Below are 18,981 nucleotides of genomic sequence, written 5' to 3'. Positions count from 1 at the left end.
AGGGCCGGGGCGGGCGGGGCGACGGGAGCAGGATGCGGCCCCGCGCCGACGTCGCGACCGCGTTCGCCCGGACCGATCCGGCGCACTACCAGCGCACGGCCGACGGGAGCCGCTACCCGGCGAGCACCCGACCCGACGTCGTGCTGGCGATGCTGCGCCTGCTCGACCTGCCGCGCGGCGCGACCGTGCTCGAGATCGGGACGGGCTCGGGGTTCGCGACGGCCGTGCTGTCCCGGGCGGTCGGCCCGGAGGGCCTCGTGCGCTCCGTCGACGTCGACCCCGCCGTCACGGCCCGCGCGCGCCGGCTCCTCGCCGCGGACGGCCGCACCAACACGCGGCTGAGCACGGCCGACGCGCTCCGGCAGCCCGGACCCGACGAGCCCGTGGACCGCCTGGTCGCGTTCCTCTCGGTCACCGCCGAGGTCCCCGCGCCGTGGACGGCCGCGGTCCGGCCCGGGGGTCTGCTCGTGGTCCCGTTCCGGGGGACCGGGCGCGTCGTCGCCCACCGGCGCGACCCCGTCGACGGCGCACCGCACCCGGGCCGCTCCCTCGACGCCCGGTTCGACGACCCGGGGGACGCGAGCCGGTCCCCGGGGCGCTGACCGGGTGGCCGTCAGCCGACGGCCGGGGACGGCTCCCGCGCGACCCTCGGCCCGTCGTCGGGACGACGATCACCGCCCCGCGCCGCCCCGACGCCCGCCGTGACCACCAGCACGATCCCGGCCACCGCGAGCACCGAGGGCACCTGGCCCAGCACCACGGCACCCACCAGCAGGGCGATCGCGGGCTCGAGCGCCATGAGCGTGCCGAAGGCCCCTGCGGCGAGGCGGCGCAGGGCGAGCAGCTCCAGCGCGAACGGGACCACGGGCAGCAGCAGGGCGAGCGCGAGCCCGACGAGCACCACCGGCCACGTCAGGGACGCGCCGAGGTCGGGCACCAGCGCCGACGCGACGACGGCGCTCACGAGGCCCGCGACCGGCATGGACACCGCCAGGCCCTGCAGGCCGGTCACCGCGTCGCCGACCCGCTGGGTCAGCAGGATGTAGCCCGCCCAGCAGCACGCCGCGCCGAGGGCGAAGGCGACACCGAGGAGGTCGGTGGCCCCCTGCCACGGCTCGGTCAGCAGGAGCACGCCGGCCGCGGCGAGGACCGGCCAGAGCAGCGCCCGGCCGCGGCCGCGCAGCACCGCGACCCCGAGCGGGCCCAGGAACTCGATCGCGCTCGCCGTCCCGAGCGGGATGCGCGCGACCGCCGCCATGAACAGCATCGTCAGACCCGCGGTGACCACCCCGAGCAGCACCGCCGCCCCGAACGAGCCGCGGGTGAACGAGGAGCGGCGGGGCCGGGCGATCACGAGGAGGAGCAGACCCGCCCAGACCAGGCGCAGGGCGGCGACGCCCTCCGGCGGGACCACGGCGAACAGGCCGACCGACGCGGCGAGGCCGAGCTGGACGCAGGACATCGAGCCGAGGGCGAGCAGGGCGCCGGAGCGGGCACGCGGGGTCGTCACGGGGGCCGAGTCAACGCGGCCGGAACCGTCCGTGTCCACGTGAGGATCACGGACGATCCGTTCGTAGAATGAAGACGGTGGACACCCGTCGCCTGCCGCACCTCGTCGAGCTCGACCGGCTCGGGTCGATGCGGGCCGTGGCGGAGGCGCTGGGCACCTCGACCTCGGTCGTGTCGCAGCAGATCGCGGCGCTGGGCCGGGAGGTCGGGGCCCCGCTGGTCGAGCCGGACGGGCGCCGGGTCCGACTCACCCCGGCCGGTCGGCGTCTCGCCGAGCACGGTCGCGGCATCCTCACCGCGGTCGACGCCGCCCGCGCGGATCTCGACCCGGCGGCGGAGCCCGCCGGCCGGGTGCGGGTCGCCGGGTTCGCGTCGGCGGTCCGGCGCTCGCTCATGCCGATCGTGGCCGACGCCGCCGTCCGGCACCCGGCCCTGCGCCTGACCGTCCTCGAGCACGAGCCCGCCGAGGCACTCGCCCTGCTCGAGGCCGACGCCGTCGACCTCGCCCTCGTCTACGACTACGACCTCGCCCCGGCGGCACCGCTGCCCGCGACGCTGCGCGCGGGCCGCCGGCTCTGGGAGACGCGCTGGGGCCTCGGCGTCCCCGACGAGGGGTCGGTGCCGGACGGGCCGACGACCTCGGCGGAGGTCCTCGCCGCGTACGCCGGGCGCACCTGGATCGGGAACTCGCGGAACACGGCCGACGAGGAGGTGCTGCGGCTGCTCGCGTCGCGGGCGGGCTTCGAGCTGCGGATCACGCACGAGGCGGACAGCCTCGACCTGGTCGACGACCTCGTGGTCGCGGGCCTCGGGGTGGGCCTGCTCCCGCTGGAGCGGCCGGCGCGGCCCGGGGTGCGGGTGCTGGACCTGCCCGACCCGCCGGTCCGCCTGCGCGCCCGGCCGGTCGTGCGCCGGGGCCGGGAGAGCTGGCCGCCCCTCGCCGCGGTGCTGCGGGCGCTGGGGTGACCGTCAGGCGTCGTCGTCGGTGGGGCGCCGCAGCCCGAAGCGCCGGCGCGCCGCGGGGCGCTCCTCGGCGGGCTCGTCGTCGGCCGGGCGCGCCGTGTCCGGCAGCGGCGTGACCGGTGGGAGGACCGCGACGACGGGGGAGTAGGACCCCGGCCGCTCCGCGAACGGGCCGGTGCCGAACGGCAGCCGCGTGGGCTCGTCGTCCGGGACGCGTCGCGTCCGCACCGGCGCGGCCGGCTCGGCCTGTTCCGCGGTCGAGGGCTGCGAGGGCTGCGGCGCGAGGCCGCGGCGGGACCGTCGGGACGCGACCTTCTCCGTCGTCGACGCCGGGAGCACGGGCGGCTCCGACGCGACGCCCGCCACCGTCGACGGGGCGTCCGGCGCGTCCTCGGCCGGGAGGTCGACGTCGGCGCCCGGGTCGTCCCCGGCGCGCGGGTCGTCCGCGCGGCGCAGCGAGAGCCAGCCGAAGCGCGCCCCCAGGGACACCGAGGCGAGGACGAGCAGGACGGTGAACGACGCGCGGCCGACCAGGGCCGACCCGAGGTCCTCGACCCCGCTGGCGTCGACGAAGGAGGCGAGCAGCACCCAGCTCAGCAGACCGGCGGCCGGGCCCGTGGCGAGCGAGGCCTTGAGCCACGTCCACTCCGGCGGCATGCGGTCGGCGATGACCTCCGCGCCGCCCCACACGAGCCCGACGAGCAGGAGCACCCCCAGCAGCACGAGGGTCCACACCAGCGAGAGGGACACGTAGCGCGAGGACAGCGCGACGAAGGCGGTCTGACCGACGCCGTAGAGCACGGTCATGACGAGGGCCCGCAGCAGCCAGGGACGCACGGAGGCCACCGTACGGTGCGACAGGTCACGGTCCGGCACTACCCTCGGGTCGGTGAGTGCCCCACACACCACGGCCCGGCCCCGCCCCCATCCCGCGGGGACCCGCCGTCGGGAGACGCTGCGGGAGCTCCTGCGCGCGGCCGGGGTGGACGCGCTGCTGGTCACCGACCTCGTCAACGTCCGCTACCTGACCGGCTTCACCGGCTCGAACGCCGCGCTGGTGGTCCACGCCGCGGACTCCGCGGACGCCGAGGACCGCACGGTGCTCGCCACCGACGGGCGGTACACCACCCAGGCCGCGGCCGAGAGCCCGGACGTCCGGCTGCTCGTCGAGCGGGCCTGCGCGCCGGAGCTGCTGAAGGTGACGACGGCGGAGCGGGTCGGGTTCGACAGCGCCCAGGTCACCGTCGACGCCCACGACGTGCTGCTCGCCGCCGCGGCGGGCGAGCTGGTGCGCGCCCCGGGCCTCGTGGAGCGGCTGCGCGCGGTGAAGGACGCCGCCGAGGTCGACGCGCTGCGCCTGGCCTGCGCGGCCGGCGACGCGGCGCTGGCCGGGGCGATCGCCGACGGCGTGCTCGCGCCGGGCCGCACCGAACGGGAGGTCGCCCACGAGCTCGAGGAGCGCATGGTCGCGGCGGGCGCCACGGGACCGAGCTTCGAGACGATCGTCGCGGCGGGCACGAACTCGGCGATCCCGCACCACCGCCCGTCCGACGCCCCGCTGGCCCCCGGCGACCTGGTGACGATGGACTTCGGGGCGCTCGTCGACGGCTACCACTCCGACATGACCCGCACGGTCCTGCTGGGGCCCGCGCAGGACTGGCAGCGCGAGATCTACTCGCTGGTCGACGCGGCCGCCGCGGCCGGGCGGGCGGCCCTGCGACCCGGCGTCGCGACCAGCGCGATCGACGCCGCAGCCCGGGCCGTGGTGACCGAGGCGGGGTACGGGGAGCACTTCGTCCACCCGGTCGGACACGGGGTCGGACTGGTCATCCACGAGGCTCCGGCGATGTCGTCGAGCGCGACCGCTACCCTGGAGGCGGGCATGACGGTCACCGTCGAGCCGGGCGTGTACCTCCCCGGCCGCGGCGGTGTGCGGATCGAGGACACCCTGGTCGTCACCGATTCCGGCGCCGAACCGCTGACCGCGTCGACGCGGGATCTGGTGGTCCTGGGCTGACGGTGCCCCGGGAAGACCACACGATCACGAGCGCAGGAGACGACGCGGCAGTGGCGACGACGAACGACCTGAAGAACGGCCTGGTGCTGCGGATCGACGGCAACCTCTGGTCCGTCACCGAGTTCCAGCACGTCAAGCCGGGCAAGGGCGGCGCCTTCGTCCGGACGACGCTGAAGAACGTGCTGACCGGCAAGGTGGTCGACAAGACGTTCAACGCGGGCACGAAGGTGGAGACGGCGAACGTCGACCGTCGCGACATGACCTTCCTGTACCGGGACGGCGACGACTTCGTCTTCATGGACGCGGCCGACTACGAGCAGATCCCGGTCCCCTCGACCACCGTGGGCGACAACGCGCGCTTCCTGCTGGAGAACCAGGAGGTGCAGGTCTCCTTCAACGACGGCGTGCCGCTGTTCATCGAGCTGCCGTCCTCGGTCGAGCTGGAGATCACCCACACCGACCCGGGCCTGCAGGGCGACCGCTCGACCGGCGGCACCAAGCCGGCCACGGTGTCCACCGGCGCCGAGATCCAGGTGCCGCTGTTCCTCGAGACCGGGACGGTCGTCAAGGTCGACACCCGTGACGGCCGGTACCTCGGCCGCGTGTCGAACTAGTGCCGGGGGAGACGAAGCGCAGCGGAGCTCGACCCGCCGGGCAGCACGCGACGCGGCGGGGATCGCGGTCCAAGGCCCGGAAACGGGCGTTGGACATCCTCTTCGAGTCCGAGGCGCGCGCCGAGGACCCGCTCGACGTCCTGCGCCGCCGGGTGGCGGGCTCGGACGCGCCGCCGGTGTCGGACTTCGCGGTCACGCTGGTCGAGGGGGTCGTCGAGCACCGCGAACACATCGACGTCTCGCTCGGCGAGCTCGCGCGTGGCTGGTCGGTGGAGCGCATGGCCGCCGTCGACCGGGCGATCCTGCGCATCGGGGCCTTCGAGATCCTGTTCACCGACGACGTGGACGACGCGGTCGCCATCGACGAGGCGATCGGCCTGGCGCGGGAGCTGTCGACCGACGACTCGCCGCGCTTCGTCAACGGCGTGCTCGCCGCCCTCGCCTCGGGGGAGCGGGTGCCCGTGGCGGCGCCGGCCCGCGAGCGCGTGGAGCTGCCGCCGGACGCGGAGCCGGCGGGCGAGCCGGCCGCGTACGAGGACGCCGACGGCCCCACCCCGGAATGAGCGAAGGGCCCCTCCGGTCGACGAGATCGACCGGAGGGGCCCTTCGTTCGGGTCCGGCGGGTGGCGGGACGTCCTGGCGAGGGGCGCCCACGGCCCGTCCGTCCGACCGAGAGTGCCCTTCGCCCGGAGGAGGCGGTGAGCGGCGGCGAGATCAGTCCTCGCGCGACAGTCGCGCCTCGGGCGGCAGCACGCCCCACTCGACGAGCTGCTCGGACAGGTCGCCCGGGGTCATGTCGTAGATGATCGCGAGCGAACGCAGGTCCTCGTTGCGGATCGAGAGCACCTTGCCGTTGTAGTCGCCGCGCTGGCTCTGGATGGCCGCGGCGTAGCGGGCGAGCGGCCCGGCCTTGTCCGCGGGCAGCTGCTGCAGCCGCTCGAGGTTGATGACGATCTTGGCGGCCGGCTCGGAGCCCGACGGGATCCGGCCCTCGGGCAGCAGCTCGGCCACCGGTACGCCGTAGAAGTCGGCCAGCTCGGCGAGCTTCTGCACCGTCACCGCACGGTCGCCGCGCTCGTAGGAGCCGACGACGACCGCCTTCCACCGTCCGCCCGACTTCTGCTCGACGCCGTGCAGCGAGAGCCCCTGCTGCTGGCGAATCCCCCGAAGCTTGGCGCCGAGCGCCTTCGCGTAGTCGCCCATCTGGCGGCACCCCGTTCCCCGCGCGCCGAGCCCTGGGTGCTCCGACGCAGCCATGCTGAAGTCGATACGGAGAGTGATGATGCGCCCTCGGCGATCACGAGGTCAAGCCGGGGTTCCCCGCGGGTCCGTGCGGTGTGTCGCGCGGCACGCCGGTCCGGTCGGGTGGATTCGCTTGCACGCCACCGAACGCCGCCTGTGATCGACCGGCCGCGCTGCGCCCGTCGGGAGGGTGCGAGCGTGGCGCAACCGACGCGATCGGTCGCAGACCGTGGCTGATAGTGTCGTGATCGACCAACCCAGACGTCCTTTAAGAACCGTCCCGCGAGGCGGAGAAGGAGGTCCCCGAGTGCCCACGCGGCGCCGGGGCGGTCCCGTACCGAACGGTGCGTCGAACGCCGAGGGTGAGCGCGAGCTGCTCTCCCCGGCCGACCTCGCCCGGACGGTGGCACGGATCGCCCACGAGATCCTCGAGAAGACCGCGGACTCCGGAGCACCCGTCGTGCTCCTCGGACTCCCCACCCGCGGCATCCATCTGGCCCACCGGCTGGCCGAGCGCATCACCGCGATCGACCCCTCCGTCGGCAGCGTCCGCACGGGGACCCTCGATCCGACGCTCTACCGCGACGACCTCCGCCGCCAGCCGACGCGCCCGCTCGCCGAGACCGACATCCCCGCCGGCGGCATCGACGACGTGATCGTCGTGCTCGTCGACGACGTCCTGATGTCCGGCCGCACGGTGCGCGCGGCCCTCGACGCCCTGCGCGACCACGGCCGGCCCCGCGCGGTGCAGCTCGCCGTGCTCGTCGACCGCGGCCACCGCGAGCTGCCGATCCGCGCGGACTACGTCGGGAAGAACGTCCCGACGAACCGTGCCGAGGACGTGGCGGTCTCCCTCGTGGAGTCCGACGGGGAGGACGGGGTGAGCATCCGATGACGGACGCGACCGGGATCGGACTGCGTCACCTGCTCTCCACCGAGGGCCTGCGCCGCGAGCAGGCCGAGGCGCTGCTCGACACCGCGGCGAGCATGGAGCAGGCGCTCACCGGCCGGGCCGTGCGCAAGCTGCCGACCCTGCGCGGGCGCACCGTGGTCACGCTCTTCTACGAGAACTCGACGCGGACCCGGGTGTCGTTCGAGGTCGCCGGGAAGTGGATGAGCGCGGACACCATCAACGTCTCGGCGAGCGGCTCGAGCGTGGGCAAGGGGGAGTCGCTGCGCGACACCGCCGCCACGCTCGCGGCCGCCGGCGCGGACGCGATCGTCGTGCGCCACCCGGCGTCGGGCGCCCCGCACCGCATCGCGGGCTGGCTCGACCGGGTCGGCCACTCCCACACCGACGGCCACGTCGCCGTGATCAACGCGGGCGACGGGACCCACGAGCACCCCACGCAGGCGCTGCTCGACGCCGCGACGCTGCGGCGGCGGCTCGGCGCGGACCTCGTCGGCCGGCGGGTCGCGATCGTCGGCGACGTGCTGCACAGCCGGGTGGCGCGCTCGAACGCCCACCTGCTGGCGACCCTCGGCGCCGAGGTGACGCTCGTGGCGCCGCCGACGCTGCTGCCCGCGGGGGTCGACGCGTGGCCGGTCACGGTCACCCACGACCTCGACGGCCACCTCGCCACCGGCCCGGACGCGGTGATGATGCTGCGTGTGCAGGCCGAGCGGATGCACGGCGGCTTCTTCCCCAGCGCGCGGGAGTACGCGGTGCGGTTCGGCCTGAGCCAGCGCCGCGCCGACACGCTGCCCGACCACGCGGTCGTCCTGCACCCGGGTCCCGCGGTGCGCGGCATGGAGATCGCCAGCTCCGTCGCCGACTCCGACCGCGCCGCCATCGCCGAGCAGGTCACCGCCGGGGTCCACGTGCGGATGGCCGTGCTCTACCACCTGCTGGCCGGAGAGGACGTCGCGTGAGCACCACCCATGTCCGGAACGTCCGCCCCTACGGCGAGGACCCGACCGACCTGTACGTCCGCGACGGTGTGCTGGTCGACCACGTCGACGACCCCGACCAGGTCGTCGACGCCGACGGGCTGATCGCGCTCCCGGGCCTGGTCGACCTGCACACCCACCTGCGCGAGCCGGGCGGGGAGGAGGCCGAGACGGTCGCCACCGGCTCCGCCGCGGCGGCGCTCGGCGGCTACACCGCGGTGTTCGCGATGCCGAACACGAACCCGACGCAGGACTCGCCGGTCGTCGTCGAGCACGTGTGGCGCCGCGGCCGCGAGGTCGGGCTGGTCGACGTGCACCCGGTCGGGGCGGTCACCGTCGGGCTCGGCGGGGAGCGCCTCGCCGAGATGGGCATGATGGCGGCCTCCGCCGCCGGCGTGCGGATGTTCTCCGACGACGGCCGCTGCGTGAACGACCCGCTGCTCATGCGCCGCGCCCTGGAGTACGCCCGGTCGCTCGACGCGGTGGTGGCCCAGCACGCCGAGGACCACCGGCTCACCGTCGGCGCCCAGGCGCACGAGGGACCGGTCGCGGCCCGGCTCGGCCTCACCGGCTGGCCCGCCACCGCCGAGGAGTCGATCGTCGCCCGCGACGCGATGCTCGCCGCGGCCGCCGGCGCGCGGCTGCACGTCTGCCACCTCTCGACGGCGGGCTCGGTCGAGGTGCTGCGCTGGGCACGGGAGACCCTCCTGCCCGGCACGACGGCGACCGTGAGCGCCGAGGTCACCCCGCACCACCTGCTGCTCACCGACACCGCGGCCGAGGACTACGACCCGGTGCACAAGGTGAACCCGCCGCTGCGCCCGGAGGCCGACACCCGCGCGCTGCGCCGGGCGCTGGCCGACGGGGTCATCGACTGCGTCGCCACCGACCACGCCCCGCACGCGGTGGAGGCCAAGGACTGCGAGTGGTCCCAGGCCCGACCCGGCATGCTGGGACTGCAGACCGCGCTGTCGGTGGTCACGGCCACCATGGTGACGACGGGTCTGCTCGACTGGCGCGGCGTGGCGCGGGTCTGCAGCGAGGTGCCGGCCGCGATCGCCGGGCTGTCCGACCAGGGCCGCCCGCTCACGGCCGGCGAACCGGCGAACCTCGTCCTGGTCGACCCCGACGCCCGCTGGACGGTGCGCGGGGCGGACCTGGCGAGCATCGCCGACAACACCCCCTACGAGGGGATGGAACTACCCGCCTCCGTGGTGCACACGATGCTGCGGGGACGATGGACCGTGCAGGACGGAAAGGTCATGACCCATGAGTGAAGCGCTGCTGGTCCTGGAGGACGGCACCGTGCACCGCGGCGAGTCCTACGGGGCGACCGGCCGCACCCTCGGCGAGGCCGTCTTCACCACCGGGATGACCGGCTACCAGGAGACCCTGACCGACCCGAGCTACCACCGCCAGATCGTCGTCGCGACCGCGCCGCACATCGGCAACACGGGCTGGAACGACGAGGACGACGAGTCGACCCGGATCCACGTCGCCGGCTACGTGGTGCGGGACCCGGCACGGACGCCGTCGAGCTGGCGCTCCCGCCGGTCGCTCGACGACGAGCTCGAGCGCCAGGGGGTCGTCGGGCTCGCGGGCGTGGACACCCGCGCGGTGACGCGGCGGCTGCGCGAGCACGGCTCGATGCGCGCCGGGGTGTTCTCCGGCGACGGCCTGGCCACCGAGCGCGAGATGCTCGAGGCCGTCCGGGACAGCCCGCAGATGGCCGGGGCCGACCTCGCCGGCGCCGTGACCACCGCCGAGCCCTACGTGGTCGCGGCCGAGGGCACCCGCCGCTTCTCGGTCGCCGCGCTCGACCTCGGCATCAAGGCCAACACCCCGCGCATGCTCGCGCAGCGCGGCATCGAGACGCGGGTGCTGCCGAGCACCTCCTCCCTCGACGAGCTCCTCGACGGGTCCCCCGACGGGGTGTTCCTCTCCAACGGCCCCGGCGACCCCGCCACGGCCGACCACGCCGTCGAGCTCACGCGCGGCGTCCTCGAGCGCGGCGTCCCGCTGTTCGGCATCTGCTTCGGCAACCAGATCCTCGGGCGCGCCCTGGGGATGGGGACGTTCAAGCTGCGCTACGGCCACCGCGGGATCAACGTGCCGGTCATCGACCACACCACCGGCACGGTGGCCATCACCAGCCAGAACCACGGGTTCGCGCTCGCCGGCACGCCCGGTGAGCACGTCGACTCGCCGTTCGGCCGGGTGCACCTGTCGCACGGCTGTCCGAATGACGACGTGGTCGAGGGCGTGACCTGCACCTCGATCCCGGCGTTCTCCGTGCAGTACCACCCCGAGGCGGCCGCCGGCCCGCACGACGCCGCGGACCTCTTCGACCGTTTCGCTGCCCTGATGGGAGGGCGCTGAGCCCATGCCGCGCCGCGAGGACATCCACCACGTCCTGGTCATCGGCTCCGGCCCGATCGTGATCGGCCAGGCCTGCGAGTTCGACTACTCGGGCACGCAGGCCTGCCGGGTGCTGCGCGAGGAGGGCCTGCGGGTCTCCCTCGTGAACTCCAACCCGGCGACGATCATGACCGACCCGGAGTACGCGGACGCCACGTACGTCGAGCCGATCGACGTCGAGCACGTCACGAAGGTCATCGAGGCCGAGCGCCCGGACGCGCTGCTCGCCACCCTCGGCGGCCAGACCGCGCTGAACACCGCCATCGCCCTGCACGACGCCGGGGTGCTCGAGCGCTACGGCGTCGAGCTCATCGGTGCCGACGTCGACGCGATCCAGCGCGGCGAGGACCGCCTCAAGTTCAAGGAGATCGTCCGCTCGATCGGCGGCGACGTCCCGCGCTCCGAGGTCTGCCACTCCATGGAGGAGGTCCGCGCGACGGTGGCCGAGGTCGGCCTCCCGGTCGTCATCCGGCCCTCGTTCACCATGGGCGGCCTCGGCTCCGGCCTGGCCTACACCGACGAGGAGCTCGAGCGCCTCGCCGGCACCGGCCTGGCCGCCAGCCCCGTGCACGAGGTCCTCATCGAGGAGTCGGTGCTCGGCTGGAAGGAGTACGAGCTCGAGCTGATGCGCGACGGCAAGGACAACGTCGTCGTCATCTGCTCCATCGAGAACGTCGACCCGATGGGCGTGCACACCGGCGACTCGGTGACCGTCGCCCCGGCGATGACGCTGACCGACCGCGAGTACCAGGTCATGCGCGACACCGGCATCGAGGTGCTGCGCGAGGTCGGCGTCGAGACCGGCGGCTGCAACATCCAGTTCGCGGTGGAGCCGACCACCGGGCGCCTCGTCGTCATCGAGATGAACCCGCGCGTCTCGCGGTCCTCGGCCCTGGCCTCGAAGGCCACCGGCTTCCCGATCGCGAAGATCGCCGCGCGCCTCGCCGTCGGCTACACCCTCGACGAGATCACCAACGACATCACCGGCGAGACCCCGGCGAGCTTCGAGCCCACCCTCGACTACGTGGTGGTCAAGGTGCCGCGGTTCGCCTTCGAGAAGTTCCCCGGCGCCGACCCCACGCTCACGACGACGATGAAGTCGGTCGGCGAGGCGATGGCGCTCGGTCGCAGCTTCCCCGAGGCGCTGAACAAGGCCCTGCGCTCGAGCGAGACGAAGGACGCGAGCTTCGGCACCCGCCCCGACCCGCTGGGCCTGTCCCGGGACGACGCGCTCAAGCAGGCCGCGCTGCCCCGCGACGGCCGGCTCTACGCCGTCGAGCGCGCGCTGCGGCTCGGCGCCACGGTGACCGAGGTGGCCGAGGCCTCCGGCATCGACCCGTGGTTCGTCGAGCAGATCGAGGGCATCGTGGCGCTGCGCCGCGAGATCGCCGACGCCCCGGTGCTCGACGCCGGGCTGCTGCGCCGCGCCAAGCGCGCGGGCCTGTCCGACCTGCAGATCGCGACGACGCGACCCGAGCTCGCCGGCGAGGCGGGGGTGCGGGCACTGCGCCACCGCCTCGGCGTGCGCCCGGTCTACAAGACCGTCGACACCTGCGCGGCGGAGTTCGAGGCACGCACGCCGTACCACTACTCGGCCTACGAGTCCGACCCCGCGGCCGAGTCCGAGGTGGTCGCGCAGACCGAGAAGCCCAAGGTCATCATCCTGGGCTCGGGCCCGAACCGGATCGGGCAGGGCATCGAGTTCGACTACTCGTGCGTCCACGCCGCGACCGCGCTGCGCGCCGCGGGCTTCGAGACGGTCATGCTCAACTGCAACCCGGAGACCGTCTCCACCGACTACGACACCGCCGACCGCCTGTACTTCGAGCCCCTCACCGAGGAGGACGTGCTCGAGGTGGTCCACTCCGAGCGCACGTCCGGCGGGGGCGACGCGCAGCGCCGTCCCGACGGCGGGTACACCGGCGGCCTGGCGGGCGTGGTCGTCCAGCTCGGCGGGCAGACCCCGCTGAAGCTCGCGGCCGCCCTCGAGGCCGCGGGCGTGCCGATCGTGGGCACGCCGCCGGCCGCCATCGACCTCGCCGAGGAGCGCGGCGCGTTCGGGCACGTGCTCGACGACGCCGGCCTGCCCGCGCCGCCCTACGGCACCGCGACCAGCTTCGACGGGGCCCGCGAGATCGCCGCCGAGATCGGCTACCCCGTGCTGGTCCGCCCGTCGTACGTGCTGGGCGGGCGCGGCATGGAGATCGTCTACGACGACGAGACCCTCGCCGACTACATCGCACGGGCCACCGAGGTCACGCCCGACCACCCGGTCCTCGTCGACCGCTTCCTCGACGACGCGATCGAGATCGACGTCGACGCGCTGTGCGACGCCACCGGCGAGGTCTACCTCGGCGGGATCATGGAGCACATCGAGGAGGCGGGGGTCCACTCCGGCGACTCGTCGTGCACCCTGCCGCCGATCACGCTCGGTCTCTCCGACCTCGAGATGGTGCGCGCCTCGACCGTCGCGCTGGCCCGCCGGCTCGGCGTCCTCGGCCTGATGAACGTGCAGTACGCCCTCAAGGACGAGACGCTCTACGTCCTCGAGGCCAACCCGCGTGCCAGCCGCACGGCCCCGTTCGTCTCCAAGGCGACCGGCGTGCCGCTCGCCAGCGCGGCTGCCCGGGTGATGCTCGGTGCGACGATCTCCGACCTGCGCCACGAGGGCCTCCTGCCCGCGAGCGGCGACGGCGGGAACCTGCCCCCGCAGCACCCGGTGGCGGTCAAGGAGGCCGTGCTGCCCTTCCACCGCTTCCGCCGGCCCGACGGCCGCGGGGTGGACTCGCTGCTCGGCCCCGAGATGAAGTCGACGGGCGAGGTCATGGGCATCGACGTGGCCTTCTCGACGGCCTTCGCGAAGGCCCAGGCGGCCGCGTCCGGTCCGCTCCCGACGTCCGGGAAGATCTTCGTGTCGGTCGCGAACCGCGACAAGCGGGCGCTGATCTTTCCCGTGAAGCGCCTCGCCGACCTCGGCTTCGAGATCCTCGCGACGGCGGGCACGGCGAGCGTGCTGGAGCGCAACGGCATCCCCGCGCAGGTGGTGCGAAAGCACTTCGAGGGGCCGGACAACATCGTCGACACGATCCTCGCGGGCGAGGTCGGCATGATCATCAACACCCCGGTCGGGCACACCGGCCCCCGCATCGACGGCTACGAGATCCGCGCGGCGGCCCTCAACGTCGGCGTCCCGTGCATCACGACGGTGCAGGGCGCGGCGGCCGCGGTGCAGGGCATCGAGGCGGTCATCCGGGGGGAGATCACGGTCACCCCGCTGCAGGTGCTGCACGAGCGGCTGGCGAAGGCCCGGGCCACGGAGGGCGTGTGACGGCCGGGCCGACCGGGCGGTCGGCCTTCACCGACCGCCTCACCGCCGCCGTCGCCGCGCACGGCCCGCTGTGCGTCGGGATCGACCCCCACCCGGGCCTGCTCGCGCGGTGGGGCCACGAGGACGACGCGGCGGGCGTGGAGCGCTTCGGACGGGACGCGGTCGCCGCCCTGGCGGGCCACGTCGCCGTCGTGAAGCCGCAGGTGGCGTTGTTCGAGGTGCACGGCAGCGGGGGAGTGCGGGCGCTCGAGCGGGTCCTCGCCGACGCCCGTGACGCCGGCCTGCTCACCGTCGCGGACGCCAAGCGCGGGGACATCGGCTCGACCATGACCGCCTACGCGCGGGCCTGGCTGGCCGACACCTCACCGCTGGCGGCCGACGCGGTGACGCTGTCGCCCTACCTGGGCGTCGGCTCGCTGACCCCCGCCCTCGACCTCGCCGCCGAGACCGGCCGCGGGGTGTTCGTGCTGGCCCGCACCTCGAACCCGGAGGCGTCGGCGGTGCAGTCGGCCCAGTCGTGGACCTCGCTGTCGGACCCGTCGTCGCCGGGGATGCGGGAGGTCGCGCAGAGCGTGGTCGACGCCTGTGCCGCCGCGAACGCGGCGCGGGCCGGCGCGGGCGGCAGCGGGCCCGCGGGCGTCGTCGTCGGTGCCACCGGGGGCACCACCGGCCGGGCCCACGGGCTCGACCTCACGCGGCTGTACGGACCCGTCCTCGTCCCGGGGCTGGGCGCGCAGGGCGCCACCCCGGACGACCTGGCCCGCACGTTCGCCGACGGCACCGGACCCGTCGTCCCGTCCAGCTCGCGGGAGATCCTGTCCGCGGGCCCCGACCCGGAGGCGCTGCGCGACGCGTGTCGGGCGTTGAACGGTGCGCTGCGCTCCCTGGCGCTGCCCGCCGGACCGATCGGCGCGTAGCACCCGCCGACCGGCCCACCGCCTGCGGCCGGGCCGGACGGGACGCGCCCCGAAGCGGCTGCCCGCGGACCGCGACACCGTTCACGCCCCGGACACCCGAGCACTGTGGACTCGCACCCCAGACGGTACGTTCGCTGACGACGAGCGCGCCCCGCCGAGCGTGGGGGCCCGCACCCATCCCAGCACTGATATCGGAGGAGACCGTGGCACTTCCCGAGCTGACCGAGGAGCAGCGGGCGGCCGCGCTGGAGAAGGCCGCCGCTGCCCGCCGCGCCCGGGCCGAGCTCAAGGAGCGGCTCAAGCGCGGCGGTACCACCCTCGGTGACGTGCTCGAGCAGGCCGACTCGGACGAGGTGCTCGGCAAGATGAAGGTCTCGGCCCTGCTCGAGGCCCTCCCGGGCGTCGGCAAGGTCCGCGCCCAGCAGATCATGGAGCGCCTCGAGATCGCCCCCAGCCGCCGCCTGCGCGGCCTCGGAGAGCGCCAGCGCAAGGCGCTGCTCGCGGAGTTCGACGGGGAGTGACCCGGGACGACGGAGGCGCGGGCGGGCGGGGACGTCTGCTCGTCCTCGCCGGCCCGTCCGGCGTCGGCAAGAGCACCGTCGTGGCCGAGCTGCGCCGGATGGAGGCCCCGCTGTGGTTCAGCGTCTCGGCCACCACCCGGGCGGCCCGGCCCGGTGAGCAGGACGGCCGGGAGTACCACTTCGTCTCCGACGCGGACTTCGACCGGATGGTCGCCGAGGGCGAGATGCTCGAGTGGGCCTCCATCCACCGCGGCCTGCACCGCTCCGGCACGCCGGCGCAGCCGGTGGAGGACCACCTCGCCGCCGGGCAGCCGGTCCTCCTGGAGCTCGACCTCGCCGGCGCGCGGGCGGTGCGGCAACGCCGGCCGGACGCGCTGCTGGTGTTCCTGGAGCCGCCGTCGTGGGAGGTCCTGGTGGACCGGCTCACCGGCCGCGGGACCGAACCCCAGGACGTGATCGACCGGCGGCTCGCCACCGCCCGCATCGAACTCGACGCCCGCCGCGAGTTCGACGTCGGGCTGGTGAACCACGACGTCCGGGAGACCGCGCGCCGGTTGGTAGACTTGGCACACCCCTCCGACGAGCCTGCCTGCGGCGATGCCCGGGCCGGGGCGGTCGGACCCCGATCCGCAGGAGCCAGTGAATGAGCATCACCACCAGTCGCGTCACCGGTGGCTTCCACGACGTGCCCGAGGGCATCACCAACCCGCCGATCGACGAGCTGCTGGAGACGGTCAGCTCGAAGTACGCGCTGGTGATCTACGCGGCCAAGCGGGCGCGGCAGATCAACGACTACTACGCCCAGCTCGGCGAGGGCCTGCTCGAGTACGTCGGCCCGCTCGTGGAGCCGGGCCCGCGCGAGAAGCCGCTGTCGATCGCGATGCGCGAGATCCACTCGCACCTGCTCGAGCACACCGAGGGCGAGTAGTCCCGACGATCCGGATCGGGTAGCCGACCGCCATGGCTGAGATCGTCCTCGGCGTCGCCGGCGGCATCGCCGCCTACAAGGCCTGCGAACTGCTCCGCCGGCTGCGCGAGGCCGGCCACCACGTGCAGGTGGTGGCCACCCCGAACGCCCTCGAGTTCATCGGGAAGGCGACCTTCGAGGCCCTCTCCGGCCGCGAGGTCCTCTCGGGGGTGTTCGAGCACGTCCCCGACGTCACGCACGTCGCCCTCGGCCGCCGGGCCGACCTCGTCGTCTGCGCCCCCGCCACCGCCGACCTGCTCGCGCGGATGGCGGCGGGCCGCGCGGACGACCTGCTGACCTCGACGCTGCTCACGGCGCGATGTCCGGTGCTCGCCGCGCCGGCGATGCACACCGAGATGTGGGACCACCCGGCGACGGTGGACAACGTCGCCACGCTCCGCCGCCGCGGCACCGTCGTGCTCGAGCCCGCCTCCGGCCGGCTGACCGGCGCCGACTCCGGGCCCGGCCGCCTGCCCGAGCCCGTCGAGATCGCCGAGTTCGCCCGGCTGCTCCTGGAGAACCCCGCCGCGCTGCCGCGGGACCTCGAGGGCCGCCACGTGGTCGTCTCCGCCGGTGGCACCGCCGAGCCGCTCGACCCGGTGCGCACCCTCGGCAACCGCTCCTCCGGCCGGCAGGGCTACGCGCTCGCCCGCGTCGCCGCCCAGCGCGGCGCCCGGGTCACGCTCGTCGCGGGCACCACCGCCGCCCTCGAGCCGCCCGCCGCGGTCGACGTGGTGGGCGTCCGCACCACCGAGGAGATGCGCACGGCGGTCCTCGACGCCGCGAAGGGCGCCGAGGTGGTCGTCATGGCCGCCGCCGTGGCCGACTTCCGGCCGGTGGACGTGGCCGGTTTCAAGATCAAGAAGGGTCCCGGGGAACCGGACGCGATCCGTCTCACACGCAACCCCGACATCCTCGCCGAGCTCGTGGCCGAGCAGGTGCCCGGCCGGCTCGTGATCGGCTTCGCGGCGGAGACCGGCGACGCCGAGCACGACGTCCTGTCCTTCGGCCGGGCGAAGCTCGAACGCAAGGGGTGCGACTACCTCGTCGTCAACGCCGTCGGCGGCGTCACCGGGCACAACGCCTTCGAGGGCACCGACAACGAGGGCTGGCTGCTCGGGGCCGACGGGTCGTCGGTGCAGCTGCCGATGGGCTCGAAGGCGACGCTCGCGGCGCGCGTCTGGGACACGGTGGCCGATCGCCTGGCGTGAACGCCCAGCCACGCTCCGTGACGAAATCGGGCGTGAATTCCACTCCCACACCTGGTGACCGAGCACAACCGCACTGTGACGCGGTGCGCAGAAGCGCCGGTCAGTGGCCTGCCCGATGGGCCGGATGCCGTTAGTGTTGCCCGGTCCCACTGTCGAGGCAGGGAGAGATTGTGCCCGCTAGGCGTTTGTTCACCTCCGAGTCCGTCACCGAGGGCCACCCGGACAAGATCTGCGACGCCATCTCCGACGGGATTCTGGACGCCTTGCTGGCGCAGGACCCCAAGAGCCGTGTGGCCGTCGAGTCGATGGTGACCACGGGCCAGGTCCACGTGGCCGGCGAGGTCACCACCAACGCCCACGTGAACTACGTGGACATCGTCCGCAAGACCATCCTGGACATCGGCTACGACTCGTCCGCGAAGGGCTTCGACGGCGAGACCTGCGGCGTCTCGATCTCGATCGGCGCGCAGTCCGCCGACATCGCGCAGGGCGTCGACCAGGGCTACGAGTCCCGCGTCGAGGGCTCCGAGGACGAGATCGCCAGGCAGGGCGCCGGCGACCAGGGCCTCATGTTCGGCTACGCCGACGCCGACACCCCCGAGCTCATGCCGCTGCCGATCGGGCTCGCCCACCGGCTCGCGCGCAAGCTGACCAGCGTCCGGCGCGAGGGCGTCCTGCCCTACCTGCGTCCCGACGGCAAGACCCAGGTCACCATCGCCTACGACGGCGACAAGCCGGTCGGCGTGGAGACCGTCGTGCTCTCCACGCAGCACGCGTCGGACATCGACCTCGACGAGATGCTCGCGCCCGACATCCGCTCGAAGGTGATCCAGCCCGTGCTCGAGGGCATCGACCTCGACTCGTCGAACACGCGCGTCCTGGTGAACCCGACCGGCCGCTTCGTCGTCGGTGGCCCCATGGGTGACGCCGGCCTGACCGGCCGCAAGATCATCGTCGACACCTACGGCGGCTACGCCCGCCACGGCGGCGGCGCCTTCTCCGGCAAGGACCCGTCGAAGGTCGACCGCTCCGCCGCGTACGCGGGCCGCTGGGTCGCCAAGAACGTCGTGTCCGCGGGCCTCGCCCGCCGCGCCGAGGTCCAGCTCGCCTACGCCATCGGCAAGGCCGAGCCCGTCGGTGTGTTCCTCGAGACGTTCGGCACCGCGAACGTCGACCCGGCCAAGATCGAGAAGGCCATCGCCGAGGTGTTCGACCTGCGCCCCGGCGCGATCGTGCGCGACCTCGAGCTGCTCCGCCCGATCTACCAGCCGACCGCCGCGTACGGCCACTTCGGCCGCGACGACCTCGACCTGCCCTGGGAGCGCACCGACCGCGCCGACCAGCTGAAGTCGATCGCCGGCTGACGCCTGCACGACCCCACGGC

At 74.4% G+C, this 18,981-nt stretch carries 18 protein-coding genes and 1 pseudogene; 16 read left to right on the top strand and 3 right to left on the bottom strand.

All coding sequences use genetic code 11. The features are described from left to right. Positions 1-32 precede the first annotated feature (32 nt). On the top strand, positions 33-602 hold the full coding sequence (locus tag LN037_RS10995) for a protein-L-isoaspartate O-methyltransferase family protein (RefSeq protein ID WP_230751964.1): 570 nt from the start codon (positions 33-35) through the stop codon (positions 600-602). 11 nt (positions 603-613) lie between these two features. Here the strand turns inward: LN037_RS10995 and LN037_RS10990 are convergent, their stop codons facing one another. Further along, the gene (locus LN037_RS10990; protein WP_230751963.1) at positions 614-1,510 is read right to left on the bottom strand and encodes an EamA family transporter; all 897 of its coding nucleotides are present in this window, start codon (positions 1,508-1,510) and stop codon (positions 614-616) included. Positions 1,511-1,587: 77 nt separating this feature from the next. Here LN037_RS10990 and LN037_RS10985 point away from each other — a divergent pair, with 77 nt between their 5' ends. Beyond that, positions 1,588-2,475: a LysR family transcriptional regulator gene (locus LN037_RS10985; protein ID WP_372460422.1), complete on the top strand. Its 888-nt coding sequence runs from the start codon at positions 1,588-1,590 to the stop codon at positions 2,473-2,475. A 3-nt stretch (positions 2,476-2,478) separates the two neighbouring features. Here the strand turns inward: LN037_RS10985 and LN037_RS10980 are convergent, their stop codons facing one another. Then, positions 2,479-3,309, bottom strand: coding sequence for a hypothetical protein (locus LN037_RS10980; protein ID WP_230751961.1), 831 nt, complete (start codon positions 3,307-3,309; stop codon positions 2,479-2,481). Positions 3,310-3,361: 52 nt separating this feature from the next. On the opposite strand from LN037_RS10980, the gene LN037_RS10975 reads away from it, so the two are divergent. From LN037_RS10975 to nusB, 3 genes and pseudogenes are all read left to right on the top strand, one after another. Beyond that, positions 3,362-4,489, top strand: coding sequence for a M24 family metallopeptidase (locus LN037_RS10975; protein WP_230751960.1), 1,128 nt, complete (start codon positions 3,362-3,364; stop codon positions 4,487-4,489). A gap of 50 nt (positions 4,490-4,539) precedes the next feature. After that, positions 4,540-5,103, top strand: coding sequence for an elongation factor P (gene efp / locus LN037_RS10970; protein WP_230751959.1), 564 nt, complete (start codon positions 4,540-4,542; stop codon positions 5,101-5,103). Next, positions 5,103-5,561, top strand: a pseudogene (gene nusB, locus LN037_RS10965) (transcription antitermination factor NusB); the annotation flags it as partial. The gene efp and the pseudogene nusB, both read left to right, overlap by 1 nt. A gap of 256 nt (positions 5,562-5,817) precedes the next feature. Here the strand turns inward: nusB and bldD are convergent. Then, a complete protein-coding gene (gene bldD, locus LN037_RS10960; RefSeq protein WP_230752171.1) occupies positions 5,818-6,306 on the bottom strand; it encodes a transcriptional regulator BldD in 489 nt (162 codons plus the stop codon). 346 nt (positions 6,307-6,652) lie between these two features. On the opposite strand from bldD, the gene pyrR reads away from it, so the two are divergent. The 11 genes from pyrR to metK all read left to right on the top strand — a co-directional run bounded on the left by pyrR (position 6,653) and on the right by metK (position 18,961). Further along, positions 6,653-7,240: a bifunctional pyr operon transcriptional regulator/uracil phosphoribosyltransferase PyrR gene (gene pyrR / locus LN037_RS10955; protein ID WP_308286136.1), complete on the top strand. Its 588-nt coding sequence runs from the start codon at positions 6,653-6,655 to the stop codon at positions 7,238-7,240. A 20-nt stretch (positions 7,241-7,260) separates the two neighbouring features. After that, on the top strand, positions 7,261-8,217 hold the full coding sequence (locus LN037_RS10950) for an aspartate carbamoyltransferase catalytic subunit (RefSeq protein ID WP_230752160.1): 957 nt from the start codon (positions 7,261-7,263) through the stop codon (positions 8,215-8,217). Continuing rightward, positions 8,214-9,512, top strand: a complete 1,299-nt coding sequence (locus tag LN037_RS10945; RefSeq protein ID WP_230751957.1) for a dihydroorotase — start codon at positions 8,214-8,216, stop codon at positions 9,510-9,512. The genes LN037_RS10950 and LN037_RS10945 overlap by 4 nt, the downstream gene beginning before the upstream one ends. Beyond that, complete coding sequence (gene carA / locus LN037_RS10940) at positions 9,505-10,614, top strand: glutamine-hydrolyzing carbamoyl-phosphate synthase small subunit (protein ID WP_230751956.1); 1,110 nt, start codon at positions 9,505-9,507, stop codon at positions 10,612-10,614. The genes LN037_RS10945 and carA overlap by 8 nt, the downstream gene beginning before the upstream one ends. Positions 10,615-10,618: 4 nt before the next feature. Beyond that, a complete protein-coding gene (gene carB, locus LN037_RS10935) occupies positions 10,619-13,981 on the top strand; it encodes a carbamoyl-phosphate synthase large subunit (RefSeq protein ID WP_230751955.1) in 3,363 nt (1,120 codons plus the stop codon). Then, positions 13,978-14,898, top strand: coding sequence for an orotidine-5'-phosphate decarboxylase (gene pyrF, locus LN037_RS10930; protein WP_230751954.1), 921 nt, complete (start codon positions 13,978-13,980; stop codon positions 14,896-14,898). Before carB ends, pyrF begins: the two co-directional genes overlap by 4 nt. Before the next feature lie 203 nt (positions 14,899-15,101). Next, entirely contained in the window at positions 15,102-15,419 is a 318-nt protein-coding gene (gene mihF / locus LN037_RS10925) for an integration host factor, actinobacterial type (protein ID WP_018333653.1), read from the top strand. Then, the gene (gene gmk / locus LN037_RS10920) at positions 15,416-16,066 is read left to right on the top strand and encodes a guanylate kinase (protein ID WP_230751953.1); all 651 of its coding nucleotides are present in this window, start codon (positions 15,416-15,418) and stop codon (positions 16,064-16,066) included. The genes mihF and gmk overlap by 4 nt, the downstream gene beginning before the upstream one ends. Then, a complete protein-coding gene (rpoZ, locus tag LN037_RS10915) occupies positions 16,063-16,347 on the top strand; it encodes a DNA-directed RNA polymerase subunit omega (protein ID WP_179793234.1) in 285 nt (94 codons plus the stop codon). The genes gmk and rpoZ overlap by 4 nt, the downstream gene beginning before the upstream one ends. 32 nt (positions 16,348-16,379) lie before the next feature. After that, entirely contained in the window at positions 16,380-17,597 is a 1,218-nt protein-coding gene (gene coaBC / locus LN037_RS10910; protein ID WP_230751952.1) for a bifunctional phosphopantothenoylcysteine decarboxylase/phosphopantothenate--cysteine ligase CoaBC, read from the top strand. A gap of 167 nt (positions 17,598-17,764) precedes the next feature. Further along, positions 17,765-18,961, top strand: coding sequence for a methionine adenosyltransferase (gene metK / locus LN037_RS10905; RefSeq protein WP_230752158.1), 1,197 nt, complete (start codon positions 17,765-17,767; stop codon positions 18,959-18,961). Positions 18,962-18,981: the final 20 nt, after the last annotated feature.

The organism is Actinomycetospora soli (assembly GCF_021026295.1).
Classification (GTDB): Bacteria; Actinomycetota; Actinomycetes; order Mycobacteriales; family Pseudonocardiaceae; genus Actinomycetospora; species Actinomycetospora soli.
Note: the sequence above shows the minus strand (reverse complement) of the source record. Positions and strands in the feature narration are given on the sequence as shown.